General features: G+C 67.6%; 16 protein-coding genes. 6 read left to right on the forward strand and 10 right to left on the reverse strand.

The genetic code is table 11. The features are described 5' to 3' along the window. Positions 1–9: 9 nt before the first annotated feature. Positions 10–1911 carry an Ig-like domain-containing protein gene (locus ACT4MF_RS07995; protein ID WP_444682296.1) on the reverse strand — a complete coding sequence of 634 codons (1902 nt, stop codon included), beginning with the start codon at positions 1909–1911 and terminating at the stop codon, positions 10–12. A 347-nt stretch (positions 1912–2258) separates the two neighbouring features. On the opposite strand from ACT4MF_RS07995, the gene ACT4MF_RS08000 reads away from it, so the two are divergent. Further along, positions 2259–2984: a guanosine phosphorylase gene (locus ACT4MF_RS08000; protein WP_099254465.1), complete on the forward strand. Its 726-nt coding sequence runs from the start codon at positions 2259–2261 to the stop codon at positions 2982–2984. A 23-nt stretch (positions 2985–3007) separates the two neighbouring features. Here ACT4MF_RS08000 and ACT4MF_RS08005 read toward each other — a convergent pair whose 3' ends face one another. Continuing rightward, complete coding sequence (locus ACT4MF_RS08005; protein WP_099254464.1) at positions 3008–3457, reverse strand: UPF0179 family protein; 450 nt, start codon at positions 3455–3457, stop codon at positions 3008–3010. A gap of 123 nt (positions 3458–3580) precedes the next feature. Here ACT4MF_RS08005 and tmcA point away from each other — a divergent pair, with 123 nt between their 5' ends. Further along, positions 3581–5941, forward strand: a complete 2361-nt coding sequence (gene tmcA / locus ACT4MF_RS08010; RefSeq protein WP_444682295.1) for a tRNA(Met) cytidine acetyltransferase TmcA — start codon at positions 3581–3583, stop codon at positions 5939–5941. Positions 5942–6048: 107 nt separating this feature from the next. On the opposite strand, the gene ACT4MF_RS08015 is transcribed toward tmcA, so the two are convergent. Together ACT4MF_RS08015 and ACT4MF_RS08020 are read right to left on the reverse strand one after the other, a co-directional pair. Further along, positions 6049–6378 (reverse strand): 4Fe-4S dicluster domain-containing protein, encoded by a 330-nt coding sequence (locus ACT4MF_RS08015; protein WP_099254462.1) that lies wholly within the window; start codon positions 6376–6378, stop codon positions 6049–6051. Positions 6379–6471: 93 nt separating this feature from the next. Beyond that, positions 6472–8244, reverse strand: a complete 1773-nt coding sequence (locus ACT4MF_RS08020; protein WP_444682294.1) for a glutamate--tRNA ligase — start codon at positions 8242–8244, stop codon at positions 6472–6474. Between ACT4MF_RS08020 and ACT4MF_RS08025 the strand changes: the two genes are divergently transcribed. Both ACT4MF_RS08025 and ACT4MF_RS08030 read left to right on the forward strand, forming a co-directional pair. Next, positions 8243–8395: a hypothetical protein gene (locus tag ACT4MF_RS08025; protein WP_444682293.1), complete on the forward strand. Its 153-nt coding sequence runs from the start codon at positions 8243–8245 to the stop codon at positions 8393–8395. The genes ACT4MF_RS08020 and ACT4MF_RS08025 overlap by 2 nt on opposite strands. A gap of 234 nt (positions 8396–8629) precedes the next feature. Next, entirely contained in the window at positions 8630–8869 is a 240-nt protein-coding gene (locus ACT4MF_RS08030) for a DUF8527 family protein (protein WP_512053257.1), read from the forward strand. A 14-nt stretch (positions 8870–8883) separates the two neighbouring features. On the opposite strand, the gene surE is transcribed toward ACT4MF_RS08030, so the two are convergent. Together surE and carA are read right to left on the reverse strand one after the other, a co-directional pair. Continuing rightward, a complete protein-coding gene (gene surE / locus ACT4MF_RS08035) occupies positions 8884–9777 on the reverse strand; it encodes a 5'/3'-nucleotidase SurE (RefSeq protein ID WP_444682292.1) in 894 nt (297 codons plus the stop codon). Positions 9778–9940: 163 nt separating this feature from the next. Continuing rightward, a complete protein-coding gene (carA, locus tag ACT4MF_RS08040; RefSeq protein WP_099254459.1) occupies positions 9941–11002 on the reverse strand; it encodes a glutamine-hydrolyzing carbamoyl-phosphate synthase small subunit in 1062 nt (353 codons plus the stop codon). Positions 11003–11098: 96 nt separating this feature from the next. Here carA and ACT4MF_RS08045 point away from each other — a divergent pair, with 96 nt between their 5' ends. After that, positions 11099–11512 (forward strand): Lrp/AsnC family transcriptional regulator, encoded by a 414-nt coding sequence (locus ACT4MF_RS08045; protein ID WP_004047093.1) that lies wholly within the window; start codon positions 11099–11101, stop codon positions 11510–11512. A 163-nt stretch (positions 11513–11675) separates the two neighbouring features. Then, positions 11676–12257 (forward strand): hypothetical protein, encoded by a 582-nt coding sequence (locus ACT4MF_RS08050; RefSeq protein WP_444682291.1) that lies wholly within the window; start codon positions 11676–11678, stop codon positions 12255–12257. A gap of 228 nt (positions 12258–12485) precedes the next feature. Here the strand turns inward: ACT4MF_RS08050 and ACT4MF_RS08055 are convergent, their stop codons facing one another. The 4 genes from ACT4MF_RS08055 to icd form a co-directional block, all read right to left on the reverse strand. Next, positions 12486–15347 (reverse strand): TRAP transporter permease, encoded by a 2862-nt coding sequence (locus ACT4MF_RS08055; protein WP_444682290.1) that lies wholly within the window; start codon positions 15345–15347, stop codon positions 12486–12488. Beyond that, the gene (locus tag ACT4MF_RS08060) at positions 15344–15841 is read right to left on the reverse strand and encodes a DUF1850 domain-containing protein (RefSeq protein ID WP_444682289.1); all 498 of its coding nucleotides are present in this window, start codon (positions 15839–15841) and stop codon (positions 15344–15346) included. The genes ACT4MF_RS08055 and ACT4MF_RS08060 overlap by 4 nt, the downstream gene beginning before the upstream one ends. Positions 15842–15944: 103 nt before the next feature. Continuing rightward, complete coding sequence (locus ACT4MF_RS08065) at positions 15945–16985, reverse strand: TAXI family TRAP transporter solute-binding subunit (RefSeq protein WP_444682288.1); 1041 nt, start codon at positions 16983–16985, stop codon at positions 15945–15947. 283 nt (positions 16986–17268) lie between these two features. Next, the gene (icd, locus tag ACT4MF_RS08070) at positions 17269–18531 is read right to left on the reverse strand and encodes an isocitrate dehydrogenase (NADP(+)) (protein ID WP_099254453.1); all 1263 of its coding nucleotides are present in this window, start codon (positions 18529–18531) and stop codon (positions 17269–17271) included. Positions 18532–18573 lie beyond the last annotated feature (42 nt).

The following is an 18573-nucleotide window of genomic DNA, read 5'->3' on the forward strand; positions in this document are numbered from 1 at the left end:
TGGAAGTGTTTACGAGATACTCTCGATTGTTATCGTGGTTGTGGTTCCATCGTCGAATCGGAGCGTGATTGTTACGTTATCACCAGACATTCCTCTCGGGTTGGTTTTACCGCTCTGACCGCGCACTTGTCGGAACTGTTGTAGATTAAATGTCTCCGTCGATCCTTGAGCTATTACCGCGTTCGTGTCGAGATCGGTTATCGACGTCGCACCGATTTCGAGGACCTGGTTGGACGGGAGACTAAGGTCGCCGCTGGCTCCACTGAATTCGGTATTTTCACCGTTATTGATCCGCTCGGCTGGCGTATCCGTGGTGTCATCAACCCTGATTCCGGTAATCGTTGCGTCAGCGCTACCCGTGTTTTCGAGTTGGAACGTTATTCTACCGTTGTTATTGGGATCGGTACCAGATCCAGCCACGTACCCAAGCATGGGTTCGTTTGACCCGATAACCTCGACACGAATTACGTCAACGTCGTCTCCGGCCGAGGCGTAGACATCAAACTCGTCTCCTGCGTTCGCCTCGTTTGGATCGAAGTTGACTGTTGCCGTTCCGTCGTTCTGATCCGATGATTGCGTCGAGCTCAGAGACGGGAGTCCACCGTTCTGGAGTGGAGAGAACGAATAGTCGATTTTCGAATCTCTGATCAGGTTCCCGTCGCGGTTGGTAACCTCGACATCGAGTTGCTCGGAGTTGCCCTCTTCGACAACTGTTACTGGTTCCTCGTTGAGCCAAGTGACGTTGAACGTCCGATTTTCTCCGGTGCCACCCGTTCCGCCGGCTGCGCCGAGGTCGTCGTAGGAGACGGATTCCCACACTTCAGTGTCGTCGTTGATATACAGGTCGAGGTCCACGGGTCCGTCGGTCGCCTCGTAGCTGACGCGTCCGTCCTCATCGGTACGTTCTGTCCCAACTTCTGTTCCGTCGGCGACAACGGTCACAGCCGCATCCGCAACGGGATTGTTGAACCTATCACGGACCTCTGCGACTGCCACGCCGTTAGTCGACGAGACCTTGGTGATGTATCCGTTGGACTCGTTCTCAGGGGTTGTCCCGGTACCGAGGCCGATTTTTCCGAGTTCGAGACGGTAGGTCTCGGTTCCGTCGAGCACGATTCGGATCGCTCCGCCTGCAACGGTGACATCTTCGGCGTTTTCACCGAGACGAGCACCCCACTGTTGTTCGAGGTCCGTCGCTCGATCCGGTGAGACAGCGGTCGGTAGTTCGAGGACGATCGGGTCGCCACCGGTCGCACTCAGCGTCACCGAACGCCGGCTCTGCGAGAGCGTCTCCGGATCCAGACTCGTCCGTTCGACGCCCGACTCGTCGACCTCCCCGTCCAGCGCCGTCAGTCGGATCCGATCACGACCGCTGTCGACCGCTGTCTGCCCGGTCCGGCCGAGGGCGGCGGTGTCGAACTCGGCTACGACGAGCGAGTGTTCGTAAACGAGGTCCGGACCGTTTCTGAATTCGTTGTATCCCGGGGAGTACCGCAACGAGCGGGTGTAGAATGTGATCGCGTCGTCAGTCGCAGTCCTGTTTGCCCAGTATGAACCGATATTATTGTCGTCGTCCACCGTTACGTTTTCAATACGCAGCTCCCGGGGTTCAGTTGTCGATAACTCGCCCGACGCCGGTGGGGGATTAAGAGAGAACGTCCGCTGCGGATAACGAGTACCGAGTTTCAGCGAGGTCGGTCGACCGTCACCGGTGCGGCTCGCGCTCAAGATCGCGTTCCGGAGGTCGATGATTTCACCTTCGACCTGCTGGCTGTGGTCGAACTCGACCTCACTATTCTCCTGCGGAACCACCTGCACCTGATACAGCGAGAGCGCTACGATCAGGAAGCCGAACAGGATCACGGTCCCGATCACGACCGACTGTCCCCGACGGTCGTGGCTGAATCGCATGACGAGATATCGAACCCGGACGCGTATAAAAGCCTCCGCCCGGCGTCTCAGTTGCGATAACCGTCTTCGCCCCCGCATCGCGGGCGATTCAGCTCGTCGTCCGCCGCCTGGCGGGCCGTGCGTCCACGCCGACGCGAGCGAATCGGACGAGCCAACCGGAGGCGGATCTGCCGCTAACGAGCGACGAATCCGGGTTATCGGCCGTTTCGATCGTCGGGGTTGCGGAGCGGAGAATACGGTGACGCACCCACCGATAAATCACATAGCGCGATATCGAATCGGATCTGCGACACCAATCCCGCCGCCCGACCGGTCCGTTTTTGCGCGCGGCGGCTGTCTCGGCGCGTATGGCGAAACAGCCGCATCTGCTGGTCGAGGAGGGCGACGTCCACGAGATCGCGATCATTCCGGGCGATCCGGGGCGCGTCGACCGGATCGCGAACCTCTGTGACGAGAGCGAGCTCGTCGCGCAGAACCGGGAGTACAAGATCGTCAACGCGAGCTACGACGGGACGGACCTCACGATCTGCTCGACCGGGATCGGCTGTCCCTCCGCGGCCATCGCGGTCGAAGAGCTCTCGCGGGTCGGCGTCGAGACGTTCCTCCGGTGTGGCACCTGTGGCGCCCTGCAGGCCGACATGGAGGTCGGCGACATGGTGGTCGCGACCGGCGCCGCCAAGGAGGAGGGGACGAGCAAGCGGTACGAGTCGGTCGAGTACCCCGCGGTCCCCGACTACGAGGCGCTCACCGAGCTCGTCGGCGCCGCCGAGGACAACGACGAGGAGATCCACGTCGGGCCGATCGTCTCCGACGACGCGTTCTACAACGAGGACGACGAGTACGTCGCAGACTGGAACGACGCGAACCTGCTCGCGATCGAGATGGAAGCGGCCACCGTCTTCTCGCTGGCGCGCCGCAAGGGGCTGCGGGCCGGCGCGATCTGCACCGTCGACGGCAACCTCGTCGCGGGCTCGCAGAAGGGCGCCGACTCCGACGACGAACTGCCGGAGAAGGCGAAAGACAACGTCGAACGCGCGATCCGGATCACGCTGAACGCGGTCACCGCGCTGTAAGGGTCGCGTCCCGAGTCCGACTCCTACCCGTCTTCCGCCCGGAACTCCACCAGCGTCAGGTCTCGGTCGAGCGCGCAGGTGTCGTGCGGCGGCTCGCCGAGCACCTGGTCGATCACGCGCTCGTCGTCGAAGTCGGCGCCGTCGGGGACGCAGTATCCGTGGCTCGGGCACTCGGTGTGCGGACACGGACCGGCGAGCGAGACGCGACTGCCGGCGTACGCCTGCCGCGACGGGACGTTCGCGGGGACGGGCGCGGGCTCGACCTCGACCGCGCGGACGCCGGCGTCGTGGACGGCGCAGTCGAGCGTCTGGGCGTTCTCGCGGATCCCGGTCACGCGGTACCGAGTTCCCTCGGAGAGGTTGAGACACTGGCTCCGGTAGGGACACCCCTCGCAGTCGGGCGACTCCCCCTGATAGACGAACTCGCGGCCCGTGTCCGCGAGCCGCGTGCCGATGAGCGTGACCGTGGTCATGCCCGGAGGGACGCGCCGGGCGTCCGTAAGCGTCCCGCCTCGCGTGGCGGGGTCGGCGTTGGCGACGAAGGCGGCGCGGGAGGGCAAGACACATCTGCACCCCCCGGCAACGACGACCGAACGATGATCGCGGGGCTGGCACGAGGCGCGAAGCGGGAGGCCGAAGCGACGAACGAGCGGCGCGTTCTCGTGCTCGCCGGCGACCGCGATCGCGGATTCGACGCGGCCTACGACGCGATCGAGGCGGTCGTCAGCGACGAGTCGGACGACGTCGAGGGGCGTCGCGAACGAGCGTCGGTCTCGATCGTCTCCACGCGCGAGGGGTTCCGGTTCGAGGAGCATCGCCCGCGGGGCGCCGACGAACTGCTCGGCCGCACCCGCGAGGTGGTCGTCCTCGACTGCCACGAGCAGTTCGTCCCGAACGCGGTCGGTCGGTGCGTCGGCGCGGTCGACGGCGGCGGTCTCCTCGTCCTGCTGACTCCGGACCTCGACGCGTGGCCCGCGATCCGCGACCGGTTCGACGACTCGCTCGCGGTCCCCCCCTACGAGATCGACGACGTGACCGGACGGTTCCGCGACCGCTTCGTCGACACGCTCCGGTCGCACCCGGGGATCGCGATCGCCTCGCTCGGGGCGGACGGACCTGGGGGCGACGCGATCGAGCGCGACGGACGCACCGGCCCCCGAAACGACGCGATCGGCGCATCGAGCCAGCGGGCGCCCGCGGAGCGACCGGCCGCCCCGCCGAACGCGGCGTTCCCGACGGCGGCCTACGAGGCCTGTCTCACCGGCGATCAGGTCCGGGCGGTGCGGGCGTTCGAGTCGCTCGCGACGCCGGGGAACGCGGTCGTCGCCGAGGCGGACCGCGGGCGGGGGAAGTCGAGCGCGGCGGGGATCGCGGCCGGGGCGCTCGCGCTCGCGGGCGCCGACGTGCTCGTCACGGCGCCGGCGTTCCGCAACGCGGCGGAGGTGTTCGAACGGGCCGAGGAGCTGTTCGAACGGTGTGAGCGCGACGAGAGCGGGTCCGCCCCCGGCGGCGACGCTCACCGTCTCGACGCGCCCGGCGGAGGGCGGGTGCGCTACCGCACTCCCGCCGAGGCCGCCGACCTGCCCGACGACCCGGACGCGGTGATCGTCGACGAGGCGGCGGCGCTCCCGGTGCGGCTGCTCGAACGGTTCCTCAACGCGCCGGCGGTCGCGTTCTGCACGACGGTTCACGGTTACGAGGGGGCCGGCCGCGGGTTCTCGATCCGGTTCAGAGAGCGCCTGCGTGAGAGCCGGTTCGCGGTGCGTGACGTGCGGCTCGACGAGCCGATCCGGTACGCCCGGAGCGATCCGGTGGAGGCGTGGGCGTCGCGGGCGCTCCTGTTGGACGCGCGCCCGGCGGTCGACGAGGCGGTCGCGGGCGCGGCGCTCGACGGGGCGACGTATCGGACGCTGGCTCCCGACGACCTGCTCGCGGACGAGGCCCTGCTCCGCGAGGCGTTCGGGCTGCTCGTCGCCGCGCACTACCGCACGGAGCCGAACGACCTGGCGCGGCTGCTCGACGCGCCGAACCTCGCCGCGCGGGCGCTGGTCGCGGACGGGCGCGTCGTCGCGGTCGCGTTGCTCGCGCGGGAGGGCGGGCTCGACGCCGAGACCCGCAGGCGGATGTACGAGGGCGAGCGCGTCCGCGGCAACATGGTGCCGGACGTGCTCACGAGCCAGCTCCGGGACGAGGCCGCCGCCGAACCGCGGGGGCTGCGGACGGTCCGGATCGCGACCCACCACGCGCTCCGAGGCGAGGGGTTCGGCGCTCGGCTGCTCGACGAGGTGCACGGGGAGTTCGGGACCGACGGGAGCGAGAGCGACGGCGTCGACTACTTCTCGGTCGGCTACGGCGCGACCCCGCGCCTGCTCCGGTTCTGGCGGCGCGCGGGCTACCGGACGGTCCACCTGTCGACGTCGCGCAACGACGCGTCCGGGGAGCACTCCGCGATCATGGTGCGACCGGTGACCGCGCCCGGCGAGGACGGACCGGGGAGCGACCTCCTCGACCGCCACGCGGTCACCTTCCGGGACCGCGAGCGCGACGGGCTCTCGGACGCCCACCGGGACGTGGATCCGGACGTGGTCGTCGGTGCGCTCCGCGCGTGTTCCGCGCCGGCGCCGACCGACCTGACCGAGGCCGAGTGGCGCTCCGTGGTGGGTGCGTCGTTCGGCCCGGGGATGTACGACAGCGCGCCGGGCGCGTTCCGCGACCTCGCGCTCGCGGCGCTGATCGAGGGCGACGCCGGGAGCAACGAGCGCCTCGACGACCGCGAGGAGCGCCTGCTCGTCGAGAAGGTCCTCCAAGGCCGCCCGAGCGAGTCGGTCGCTGACGACCTCGGCTACGTGTCGACGGGCGCGTGCATGCGCGCGCTCGGCGACGCCTACAAACCCCTCGTCGAGCGGTACGGGACCGACTTCGCGCTCGAAGAACGGGAGCGGTTTACGAGCGACTGAGCGGCGTCGACAACGATATTTATAAACAGATCTGCGGTGGCGCGTAGCGAGGAGCGGCCGTCAGGCTGCGAGTCGCACGCGTGAGGTCGTCGGGCTTCGCCGACCGATTATATCCGATTCTCGCGGCCGGGGTCCACGTCGATCGCGTCGACCGGACAGACGTCGACACAGAGCATGCAGTCGATACACTGGTCCTCGTCGGCGGGGTTCGCCTTCCGCTCGGACTCCGGATGCCCCGGCGTCTCCACCCACTCGAACACGTCGACCGGACAGTCCTCCAAACACGCGCCGTCGGCGAGACAGATGTCGAAGTCGACCGCGACGTGGGTCCCGCGGATCCCCTGCTTCTCCGGCGGCTCGACGGGACCCCAGACGGCGACGCCGTCCTCCTCGCCGACCTGCTCCCGGTTCTGTTCGAAGTTCGAGTCGATGGCCATCTTGCCCGTTGTTCCGGGGCTCGCTACTTAACCCCCGCGGCAGGCGGTCGAAGAGAGCGCTCGGGGACCGTGCCGCGTCGACGGCGGCGCCGGCTACGGGTGCGCGTAGTACGCGAGCAGGTCCTCCTCGCCGTTCGGCCCGTCGGGCTCGTCGGTCGCCTCGGGGTCGAACGCGTCGATCCGGGCGAAGCCGACGCGCACGAACTGGACGACCGTGTCGGGATCGACCTCGGCGAGCGCGGGCTCCGCGACGCCCCGAACGTCGCCGGAGACGGTTCGAAGGAGCGTGTCGAGGCCCTCCTCGGCCGGGGCCCAGTGGATTACGTCCACGTCGCCCTCACGGACCACGTCGATGTCGGCGTCGACGAAGACCAGCTCGTCGCCCTCGTACCGGACGCAGCCGTACCCCTTGAGCCAGACGCGCTCGCCCTCGCTCGGGAGGTCCGGGGACTCGACGACGATCCGACCGGCGGGCACCTCGCGGTCGCCGCGGTCGGCGTGGTCGGGGTGGAGCGGCGGGTGGCCCGCCTCGGGCGCGGGGGCGTCGCCGTCGACGACCGGGAGCTCAGCGGCGGGCGCGTCGTCGCGGTCGCGCACGAGGAAGTAGCGGTTCGCCTCGTCGTCGACGAGGTCGCGGTTGTTCGCGTACACCGACGACATCGCCAGATCCACGTCGGAGGTGGACATCCCGAGCTCGGTCATCGAGTCGACGAGGGCCTGTCCCTGAATCCCGCGGCGGCGCATCGATTGGATCGTCGGCGCGCGGGGGTCGTCCCATCCCGTCAGTTCGCCGTCGTCGATCAGCCCCTTGATCGTCGAGGTGGACAGTGTCACGTCGTACTCGTCGACCTGCACGTGGCCCCAGTGGAGCACCTCGGGGTACTCCCAGTCGAAGTAGTCGTAGACGAACCGCTGGCGCTTCGCGGAGTCCTGCAGGTCGATGCCGCGGATGATGTGCGTGACGCCCGTGAGATGGTCGTCGACGCCGGACTGGAAGTCGAGCATGGGCCAGCAGCGGTACTCGGCCGCCTCCTCGCGCGGATGCGGGGTGTCGATCAGCCGGAACGCGACCCAGTCGCGCAGCGCGGGGTTCTTGTGTTCGATGTCGGTCCGGACCCGGAGGACCATCTCGCCGGCGGAGTAGTCGCCGTCGACCATCGCCGCGAACTCCTCGTGGACGGTGTCGACGTCCTTGTCGCGGTGGGGGCACGCCTCGCCCGCGTTCTTCAGCTCGGAGAAGTCGTCGCCGGAACACGAGCAGGTGTAGGCGCCCCCGGCGTCGATCAGATCACGGGCGTGGTCGTAGTAGGTCTCCAGCCGGTCGGACGCCCGGAGCACGCGGTCGGGCTCGAAGCCGAGGTACTCGATGTCCTCCAAGATCGCGTCGTACGCCGCCAGATCGGGCCGTTTCGTCTCCGGGTCGGTGTCGTCGAACCGGCAGATGAACTCGCCGTCGTAGCGCTCCTTGTACGTCCCGATGACGGCGGGCATGCGCGCGTGACCGACGTGCCACGGGCCGTTCGGGTTCGGCGCGGCGCGCATCACGACCTCGCCCGCCTCGGCGTTCGGGAGCTCGGGGAGGACGTGTTCGTCCGCCTCGTCTTCCGCCTCCAGCTCCGCGAGCTTGTCGGGCGCGAGCTCGCCGAGCCGCTCCCGGCGCTCCGCCTCGTCCATGCCGGCGATCCGGTTCACGACCGGCGCGACGACGCCGGGAATCTCGTCGCCGTGCGGTCGGAACTCGGGGTTCTCGCCCATGAGCGGCCCCATGATGGCCCCCACGTCCGGGTCGTTGCCGTGTTTGAGCGCGTTAAACAGCGCGGCGGCCTCGCCCGCCGCCTCGACGCGCTCGCGGAGTTCGTCGTCCATGCCCACCGGTTGTCGGGGTCGGCTCAAAAGCGCCGCGGAACGGCGGCCGAGGGGGCGACTCGCCGAGACGCGACCCGTCGCGGACCGATCCGAGCCGGAGCGCGTCGACGAGGCGGGACCGCGGTGGAAGGGGCCGCGGGTAGGGGCGTGAGACACCTGCGCGCGGACGAAGTTAAACGGTCGAGACCGTTCACGGCCGGAGATCGGCGGTATCGGCGTAAACGGTCGAGAGACTTATCAGGACCGACGGCGTAGGCGTGTGGATTGTTCGCGAAGCACGTGCCGCGTCGGCCGGGCTCCGCCGGCTTGATATCGGGGCGAACCGTGGATGGCCCATGGACACGGGAGCGATCGGAGACCGGACGCGGACCGCGGAGGGGTCGGCGTGGTAGGACCGATGTCGGAGGCGGAGCGCGACAGCGGAAACCGACGGATAAAGGCCGTCATCCTCCTCGTCGTGGCGGTGTCGCCGCCGCTCATCTCGCTCCAGTTCGACCCCGCTCCGATCGAGCTGCTCGCCGCGCTCGGCGGCGGGACCGCGCTGGGGCTGGTCGTCGTGTGGTATCTGGGGCGGTTGGGGAAGGAGTTCACCGGGGAATCGCGTCGACCGGGCCGCCGGCGCTGAAGAGGGGTCGTCCGTCAGTCCTGTTCGATCCGCGAGGCCGCCGAGCCGATCGCCGGGCCCGTAACGACCTCGCCGGCGCGGTCGCCCGCGACCGAGCGCGACGACGACAGCGGCGAGATGCTCACTTCGCCCTCGACGGCCGCGAGCCGGTCGGAGCCGGCGTCGTCGGGAACGTCGCCGCGGAGGAACTCCCGCCAGAAGCGGTCGCGGAGCTCCATCCCCATCTCCCCGCGCCGCTCGCTGAACTGCCAGTCGTCGGGGACGTCTTCCGCCTCCGGAGCCTGCTCTCCCGGTCGGAACTCGATCACGTCGAAGCCGCGCGCGGGCTCCGTCAGCCGGTACGTCGGGTCCGCGGCCGCCTCGTCGTCGGCCGCCGGAACGTTGACGTTCAGCACGTCGGCGCCGAACGGGAGGACGGGAGGCCCGTCTCCGCTCTCGGCCCGATCGAGCAGGTCGGCGACGACCTCGCCGGCGACCGCGAAGTCGCCGTTGTCGAGCGTCGGCGGAACCGGGAGGTTGCCGCGGTCGTACAGCGACACCGCGATCGCCGGGGTGCCGAGGAACGACGCCTCCATCGCGGCGCCGACCGTCCCGGACTGGCCGAGGATGTGCGCGCCGATGTTCGGTCCGTGGTTACAGCCGGAGACGACCACGTCGGGGTCGAGTCCGAGCGCCACGTCGGCGACGGCGACGCAGTCGGCGGGGGTCCCTTCGACCGCGTAGCCGAGGTCGGTCTCGGCGTACTCCACCGTCGTGTCCCACCACGAACGCGCGCCGCCGACGCCGGACTGGTTGCTCGCGGGGGCGACCACCGTCACCTCGTAGTCGTGCGAGAGCGCGTCGGACAGCGCCCGGAGCCCGACGGCGTCGATGCCGTCGTCGTTGGTGAGGAGGATCTCCGTCGTCATGGCCGTCACTGCGAGGGGACGGGGGAAAACGTCGCCGGTCGCGGACGGATGGGACCCGGCGGACGTGTGCGAAACCGTGTGGGGACCGCGGGCGTCGGCTCGGTGGTACTCGGTGGTCAGCGAGAGGGGCGGGAAGCGGGGTGGTGGCGCGCGGGAGCCGGCGTCAGTCGGCCGCGACCGACGGCGTCGATCGTGCCAGGTCGAGCACGTCGTCGAAGAAGCCGAGCGAGTCGTGCGGGCCGGGGTTCGCCTCGGGGTGGTACTGGCGGGTGATGACGTCCAGCTCCTCGCTGTCGAGCCCCTCGACGGTGTCGTCGTTGACGTTCACCTGCGTCACCTCAAGCGGACCGGTGTCGTCGACGGTGTAGCCGTGGTTCTGGGTGGTCATCACGACCTTGTCGGTGCGGAGGTCCTTGACGGGCTGGTTGACGCCGCGGTGCCCGAACGCCATCTTCTCGGTCGAGCCGCCGAGCGCGCTCGTGATCACCTGCTGGCCGAGACAGATGCCGGCCATGGGTAGCTCGCCCGCGAACTCGTCGACGACCTCCTGCGCGGCGACGAAGTTCTCCGGGTCGCCCGGCCCGTTCGAGACGAACAGCACGTCCGGATCAACGTCGGCCACGTCCTCGGGGGTCGCGTCGTACGGGAGGACGTGCACGTCCGCGCCGCGCTCGGTGAGCGAGGAGATGATCGACCCCTTCGCGCCGCAGTCGAGCAGGGCCACATCGGCGACGCCGTCGCCCTCGTAGACGGTCGGCTCGGTCACCGACACCTGCGCGCCGATGTCGACGTGGTCGCTCATCGGCTTGCACGCCTCCATCTCCTCGACGGCGTCCTCGGGGGTCGCGTCCGGCCCGGCGGCGATCCCGCAGGCCATCGCGCCCTCCTCGCGGACCGTGGTGACGATCTCGCGGGTGTCGACGTGGTCGACGGCGGGCACACCCTCGTCGGCGAGCCACTCGGCGACGTCGTCGGTCAGCTCGCGGGCGATCGCCGCGCGCGGCTGGACCGAGTCGGACTCGAACCGCTCGCTTCGGACGCCGTAGTTCCCGATCAGCGGGTACGAGAAGGTGAGTATCTGTTCGGCGTAGGAGGGGTCAGTGAGCGACTCCTCGTAGCCGGTGTACGCGGTCGTAAACACCAGTTCGCCACGGGTACGCCCCGGCGCACGAGCGCGCGCTTCGAGCACGCGTCCGTCGGCCAGCGCGATGTAGGCGTCCGACATTACGAGAAACGTACACGCAAAGGGTAATAAATGCGTCGTTCGTAGCTTCGTTACGATATTCGTAACGAGTAAGTTGGCGGGGTGAGAGGGTCGGGTATGGACGACCTCGATCGCCGGATCCTCTCGATACTGCGACGGGACGCGCGAACCCCTTACACGGAGATCGCGGACCGGGTCGGCACCTCGGAGGGGACGGTGCGCAACCGCGTCGATCGCATGACCGACGAGGGGATCATCGAGCGGTTCACGGTCACGACCCGCACCGGCAACGTGAAGGCGATGATCGAGATCTCGGTGGAGATGAACGTCGACACCGCCGCCGTCGGCGAGCGCATGGTCGACTGGGAGGAGGTGGACTTCGTCTGGCAGGTTTCGGGCGAAGACGACATCGTTCTCGTCGTCGACGCGGTCGACACGCGCGCGGTCAACGAACTCATCTCGCAGGCCCGCGAGATGGACGAGGTCAAGTCGACGAAGACGCGGCTCATTCTCGACGAGCGGCTCGGGTGAACGCGGCGGCTCCGTGGCAATCCGTCAGTGATCCGCCGATAAAAACGAGACGAGGAGTCGGTCAGTACGGGCGACGTAAGCAGCAGAGGCGTCGCCCCTCGAATCCCCCGATCTCCCGGATGCGATAGGTTGGTTATATGCGTTGGTGAGGTGACCTGTGTGTATGGCCCCCGACTGGTCACGGCGGAAGACCCTCCACCTCTCCAGCACAGCAGTCCTCGCCGGTCTCGCTGGGTGCAGTACCCTCGGTTTCGACGCCCGACCGCAGGTCGATTCGTCGCTTGGAACGACCGCCGACGATGGGGTTATCGATGGCCAACCAACTCCCGAGAACGGTGTTCCCGCAGCGTGGGGGATCGTATTCGCCCATCCAGACGCCGCGCGTAAACTCATCGACTGGGGGGCGCTCACGCCCATCGACGGGGACAGCGGTCCCGGAAAGGAGTTCCGCACGTTTGACCCGGATACGCAGTTCATGTCAGCTATCGTCGGTGTGCTCCCAACGGGTGACGGTCTCACGGAGCATAGCGAAGACGACAAGAACCTCGTCGAAGACGTCGCCGATGACTTCAGCGAGCGCTCTGCCTACCGAGACGGACGACTCCACTACGACGTAACTTCATATCAAGCGTTCCCCCCGGACCCAGGCACACCCGAGTATCATTACGATTATACGTTCACCCGCTGGCAGCTGAACGGTGCCGACCGACCAACCGAGATCGCCGTCGAGTATCACGACCCCTAAACCGATCTAGTACGGCTGATGCCCCTCGTGGGGAGTTGATGGTAGGCGTGTACGCTCGTTCTTCCGTTTGACCGACACCACCACGTGAGATAACGGACGGTGCCCTGCTGGACTCATCCGCCGCATTCAGCAAGACGCTTCGTAGCTGTCAGTATCGAAGGGGTTCAACAGAGCCAACGCAGCGAAAACGCCGACCGACGGAACTCCGGGCGGAACCGACAGCGCCGATCAGGTCGACTCCGAGTCGGCGGCGACCGCGGCCGATCCCGTCGGCTCGCCGGCTCCGACCGCGCCGTCCCCCTCGCCCTCGGAGGTCCGTCGGTTCCGGAGCGCGAACAGCGCGAACAGGACGAAACCGACCGCGCGCAGGGCCAGGTCGAGCAGGAGCGCGTTGACGGAGACGCTCACGCCGAAGAGCCCGAGAACGTCGAAGACGGACTCGGACAACATCCCCGGCGCCATCAACAGCAGCGAGCTGAACGCGAACACGGTCCGCCCGAGCCGGTCGACGCGGGTGTACAGCGTCCCGATGACGGTGGCGCCGAGCGCGATCACGCCGAGGAACACACCGACGACGGGGATGAGGATCTCGGGGACCGAGTAGGAGAGGTCGGCGAGGTCGGCGAAGTTGACCACGCGGTACTGCTCGCGGATTGCGAGCTCAGCCGCGTTCTCCTTCCGCCGGAGCAGGACGATCCCCGGGACGAACACGAACGCGAAGGGGACGATCGCCTTGTTCAGCGACAGCGAGAACGCCTTCACCCCGGTCTGGAACGGGTCGGATTTAGCGACCCCGCTCGCGGCGTACGCCGCCACGGCCACCGGCGGCGTGATGTCGGCGATCACGCCGAAGTAGAGGATGTACAGGTGGGCGGCCAGGAGCGGGATGCCGAACTGCACGAGCGGCGTCGCCAGCATGGAGATGAGGATGATGTAGGTGACCGTCGTCGGCATCCCCATCCCCAGGATGATGCTCGCGACGGCCGTCACGAGCAGCATGATCACCTTCGACCCGCCCGAGAGGGCCAACAGCAGCGAGGTCAGGTTGGGACCGAGTCCGGAGACGCTGATAACGCCGGGGATGATCCCCGCGGCCGCGACCGCGATCACGACCGGGACCGCGGTCCGGGCGCCCTCGTCCATCGATTTGACCACGAACGTGCCGAGCTTGAACGGTTGGCTGTCGCCCAGATCGCGGTCGGTACGCTCGCCGAGGTCCGTGGCCGTGTCCTGGATCGTCGGGTTGAGTTCGAGCAGCGTCGCGTCGAGGTCCGGCTTGGAGAGGAGCGTCAACGCCCCCGCGAGCATCACGTACCACTCGATGCCGGCGCTCACGGCGCTAACTGCGTCCGCGATCGGGAGCCCCGCCCCGCCGGAGCCGGTCACGAGGCCGGTAAGGGGGACGCCCGCGAGAACGTGGCTCGCCAGGTTGAGGCCCACGATCGCCGCGAGGATCCCGAAGAGCCGGACCCGCGTCTCCTCGCTGTACGCCGCGATGAAGGCGATCAGCGCGACCAGCGCGACCAACGTGAACCACGCGGACCGGGAGACCGAGAGCCGCTCGATGATGAGGTAGTAGAGGAGCAGCCCGATCGGAACGAGGTAGAACCAGCCGCGCTGGAGATGGCTCCAGAAGGAGACGGTGTCCTCGTCGGAGACGCCGCCGATCCCCTCCTCGACCGCCTTGAGGTGAACCATCACCCAGACGCCGAAGAAGAAGACGATCGCCGGAATCGTCGAGAGGATGATGATGTCCGCGAACGGCGTCGCGGTGTACTGGACCATCAGGAAGGCGGCGGCCCCCATCACGGGCGGGAGGATCTGTCCGCCGGAGGAGGCGGAGGATTCGACGGCCCCCGAGAACTCGGGCGAGTAACCCGACCGCTTCATCAGCGGAATGGTGAACGCGCCGGTGGTGACCGTGTTGGCGATCGACGAGCCGGAGATCGTTCCCATGAACCCGCTGGCGAGGATGCTCGCCTTGGCCGGCCCGCCCTTCCGCCCGCCGGTGAGCGCGTACGCGAGGTCGATGAACCACTGGCCGGCCCCGCTCATCTCGAGGAACGAGCCGAAGAGGATGAAGATGTAGATGAAGCTCACCGAGACGGTGACCGGGATGCCGAAGACGCCGTTCTCCGTGTTGTACCAGAGGTTCTGGACGATGTCCGGCCAAGTGAGCTCCGGGATCGCGAGCAGGCCGAGGAACGGCGTCCCCGAGCTGATGAGGTACCCCCACCGAGCGTAGACGATGAACGTGGCGACGATGATCATCAGCGGGAGGCCGAGCGTCCGGCGGGTGGCCTCTAACACCAGCAGAACGCCGGTCACGCCGAGAATCATCGCGTAGGAGTACTCGCTCACGAACGGGACGCCGCCGAGGAGGGGTTGCAGGAACGCGAACACCTCGGTCACCGGGCGCCCCGAATCGATCCCGAAGACGCGCATGTTCTGGATCTCCGAGAACTCGGTCAGGAAGTAGAGCGCCGACAGGATCGCCGCCGCGATACACAGCAGATCGAACGGCGTCACGCGCTCGCGGTCGGGGTCGAGGAACGCCCACCGGAACGCCGACCGAACGCTCGTCGCGAGTCGCGTGAGCGGGTTGCTCTCACCGAACTGCCGGGAGATCGCCGGCACGATTCGCCCGAGGTTCCGGGAGACGATACCGTCGCCCATACTCCCCGGGAAGAGCAGGAAGGTGAGCACGAGCGCGAAGGCGACGTGGATCGCGTTCGCCTGCAGGAGCTGGAGCGACACCTGCCAGGGGGCGAGCGAGATTCCGGCGAACTCGACGGTCGGGAGCCAAACGGTGAACGTGAAGCTCCGGGCGGCGAGGAACAGCTGGAAGATCGAGAACAGGATTCCGACCGCCGCGACCGCCACCGCCGCGGTCCCCTGCAGCGAGCGGCGGCGCTCGATCTCCTCTATCAGCTCGTCGGCCTCCTCGCGGGAGAGTTCCCCGTCGCCGTCGCCCGGCGAGGCACCCGCGCCGGACGCGTCGGGAGCGTCCGGGCCCCCGGGGCCGGGGTCTCGCGAGCCGTCGTCGTTCGGATCGTCGGTGCCGCCGTCCGTTCGGTGAGTCGTGGTCATAGAATCATCTCAAGGAACGACCGTTGTTCGATGTGGAGCGTGACGTCGTTGGCGTCGGTCACCGCGACGAGGTCGTGTTCCCGCCCGTCGACGATCAGCGTGTGGCCGGCGATCCGGCCCGGCGAGACGGAGAGGCGTTCAAGCTCGGTTATCGGCTCCGCGGGATCGTACACGAGCGTCCCGTTCACGTTCGTGACGTTGACGCGCGCGGGGAGCCCCCATCCGTACGACTCGAACTCCATCCGCGTGTTCACGAGCGTCTCGCCGTCGACGCGGTACTCGTCGTACACACGGGACTTCTCGACGCTGTGGGTGTACTCCAGCGCCACGGTGCTTCCGGAGTCGACCGGCTCCGTAAGATAGCGTTCACCCGTCTCGATGTCCTCGACGACGAGCACGGCCCCGACCGGTGCCGTCATCGCGACGCCGACGAGGACGAGCACCGCGACTGCGAGGATCGCGGCGCCCGCGGTCGAGCGAGAAAGGTGGCCCATGGTTCGGGTGATTGTCGTGGGATCGAGTTTGAAACGTTTGTGAAACGATCCGCGGACGGGCCGAATGGAGCGGATCGATCGAGGCGGTTCGCGGTGGAGCGAGTTAGGCGTCGAAGTACGACGCAGCGCCCTCGTGAAGCTCGATAGACATTCCGTCCTGCGCGCTGTCGGCGGTGATGAAGTCGGTCTTGATCGTCAGCTCGCCGAGGTTGTCGAAGATCGCCGCGGTGACCGTCTCGACGGTGTCGGCCGAAACCTCGGAGTTGGTGGCGATCATCGCCTGCACGGCGACGGTGTCGACGTCATCCTCGACGCCGCTGTAGGTGCCGCCGGGGATGGTGTCGTCCGCGAACCAGGAGGCGTCCTCCTTGACGGCCTCGCGGTTGTCGCCCGCGATCGGGACGATCTCGAGGTCGTTCGTGTTCGCGAGGTCCTCGATCGCGCCGACCGGCCAGCCGCCGACGACGAAGGCGGCGTCGATGTCGCCGTTCGCGAGCTGTTCGGACGCCTGCGAGAAGCCGGCGTTCTGCTCGTTGTAGTCGGAGATGCCGAGCGACTCCAGGATCTGCACCGCGTTGACCTGCGTCCCCGACCCGAGGTCGCCGGTGTTGATCGTCGCGCCGCTGAGGTCGTCGACCGAGGAGATGTCGTTCCCGGCCAGCGTGACCAGCGTGATCGTCTCCGGGTACAGCGTCGCGACGCCCTGGAGATTCTCGATCGCGTTGTCCTGGAAGGCGTCGATGCCCGTCCCGTTCTTCGCGAACGAGGCGATGTCGTTCTGGATCAGCGCGAAGTCTGCCGAGCCGTCGGCGAGGCTGCCGACGTTCTCGACGCTCGCGCCCGTGGACTGGACGTTCAGCGAGAAGTCGGTGTTGGCCTCGACGATCGTCTTGAACTCGTTCGAGAGCGGGTAGTAGGTGCCGCCGGTACCGCCGGCGTGCCAGCTCAGGCGGCTTCCGCTGTCGCCACCGTCGCTTCCGTCACTGCCATCGCTTCCGTCGCTTCCGTCGCTTCCGTCACTGCCGTCGCTTCCGTCGCTTCCGTCGCCGCCGTCGCCGCCGTTTCCGCTACAGCCGGCGAGTGCGGCCACGCCAGCGACACCTGTCGCCTCAAGGAATCTACGTCGTGTTCGGTGTGATGACATACGTTAATCGAATACGAAGACAAGTATATATATCTGAGGATATAGTAAAGGAACGTTATCGGATACGCAGGTATATGGTTACAATTCGCACCAATCTCGGGTTTGTAATTTACAACCATTATAAACAATTTCGCTCCGGGGATAGCGCGCTCGACCGAGGCGCGGGCGCCACCGCGGAGAGTGTCCGCGACGCACGGGAAGCGGTCGAGGCCGGAGCGGTGCGCGATGCGATCGACGCGATGTCGACAGAAAGCGAAACGGGCGCGCGGTTCGGCGAGCTCGCTTAAGCGAGCTCGTCGATGTTTTCGACGACGGCGTCGGCGAACTCGCTGGTGGCGAGTTTCTCGCCGCCTTCGATCTGCCGGTGGAGGTCGTAGGTGACCTTCCCCGAGGAGATGGTCTCTTCGACGGCGTCGCGCACGAGGTCCGCGGCGTCGTCCCAGCCGAGGTAGTCGAGCATCTCGCGGCCGGAGAGGATCATCGCGGTGGGGTTCACCTTGTCTTCGCCGGCGTACTTGGGCGCGGAGCCGTGGACGGGTTCGGCGAGACAGCGGCCGTGGCCGCGGTTGATCCCGGGGGCGATGCCGAGGCCGCCGATCTGCGCGCCGGCGGCGTCGGACATGTAGTCACCGTTGAGGTTCATCGTCGCGATGACGGAGTACTCGTCGGTGCGGGTCAGCAGCTGCTGGAGCATGTTGTCCGCGATGCGGTCCTTGACGACGACGGTTCCCTCGGGGCGTTCGCCGTCGTGGTCGTCCCACAGTTCGTCCTCGGTGATGACGTCCTCGCCGTACTCTTCCTCGGCGACCTCGTAGCCCCAGTCGCGGAACGCGCCCTCGGTGAACTTCATGATGTTCCCCTTGTGGACGAGGGTGACCGAGTCGCGGTCGTTGGCGAGCGCGTAGTCGATCGCCTCGCGGATGAGGCGTTTCGAGCCGTGCTCGGAGATGGGTTTGACGCCGATCCCGACCGGACCGTCGTGGATGACGTCGGGGACCTCCATATCCTCCTCGAGGAAGTCGCGCACCCGCTCGACCTCGTCGGTGCCGGCTTCCCACTCGATGCCGGCGTACACGTCCTCGGTGTTCTCCCGGAACGTGATCATGTCCATCGCCTCGGGGTTCTTGACGGGCGACGGGACGCCGTCGAGGTGGTAGGTCGGCCGGACGTTCGCGTACATGTCGAGCGTCTTGCGGAGCGCGACGTTCAGCGAGCGGAAGCCGGCGCCGACGGGCGTGGTGAGCGGGCCCTTGATCGCGACGCGGTGGCTTCGGATCGCCGAGACGGTGTCCTCGGGAAGGTTCTCGTCGTACTTCTCGCGGGCGCTCTCGCCGGCGTAGACGCGCATCCACGCGATGGAGCGACCCGTCGCCTCCGCGGCCGCGTCCAGTACCTTCTGGGCGGCCGGCCCGACGTCGGTGCCGATCCCGTCACCGTGAATGATCGGGATGATCGGGTTCTCGGGAACGTTCAGCTCGCCGGTCTCCTCGTCGGCAAGCGTGATCGCCTCACCGTCGTCGGGGACATCGACCTTGTCGTAGCTCATGAACGTTCGTGCGTTGTCGGAGCCGCGTAAAGTGCCTGCCGC

This window comes from Halorubrum sp. FL23, from assembly GCF_052439115.2.
In the GTDB taxonomy this organism is placed as follows: domain Archaea; phylum Halobacteriota; class Halobacteria; order Halobacteriales; family Haloferacaceae; genus Halorubrum; species Halorubrum persicum.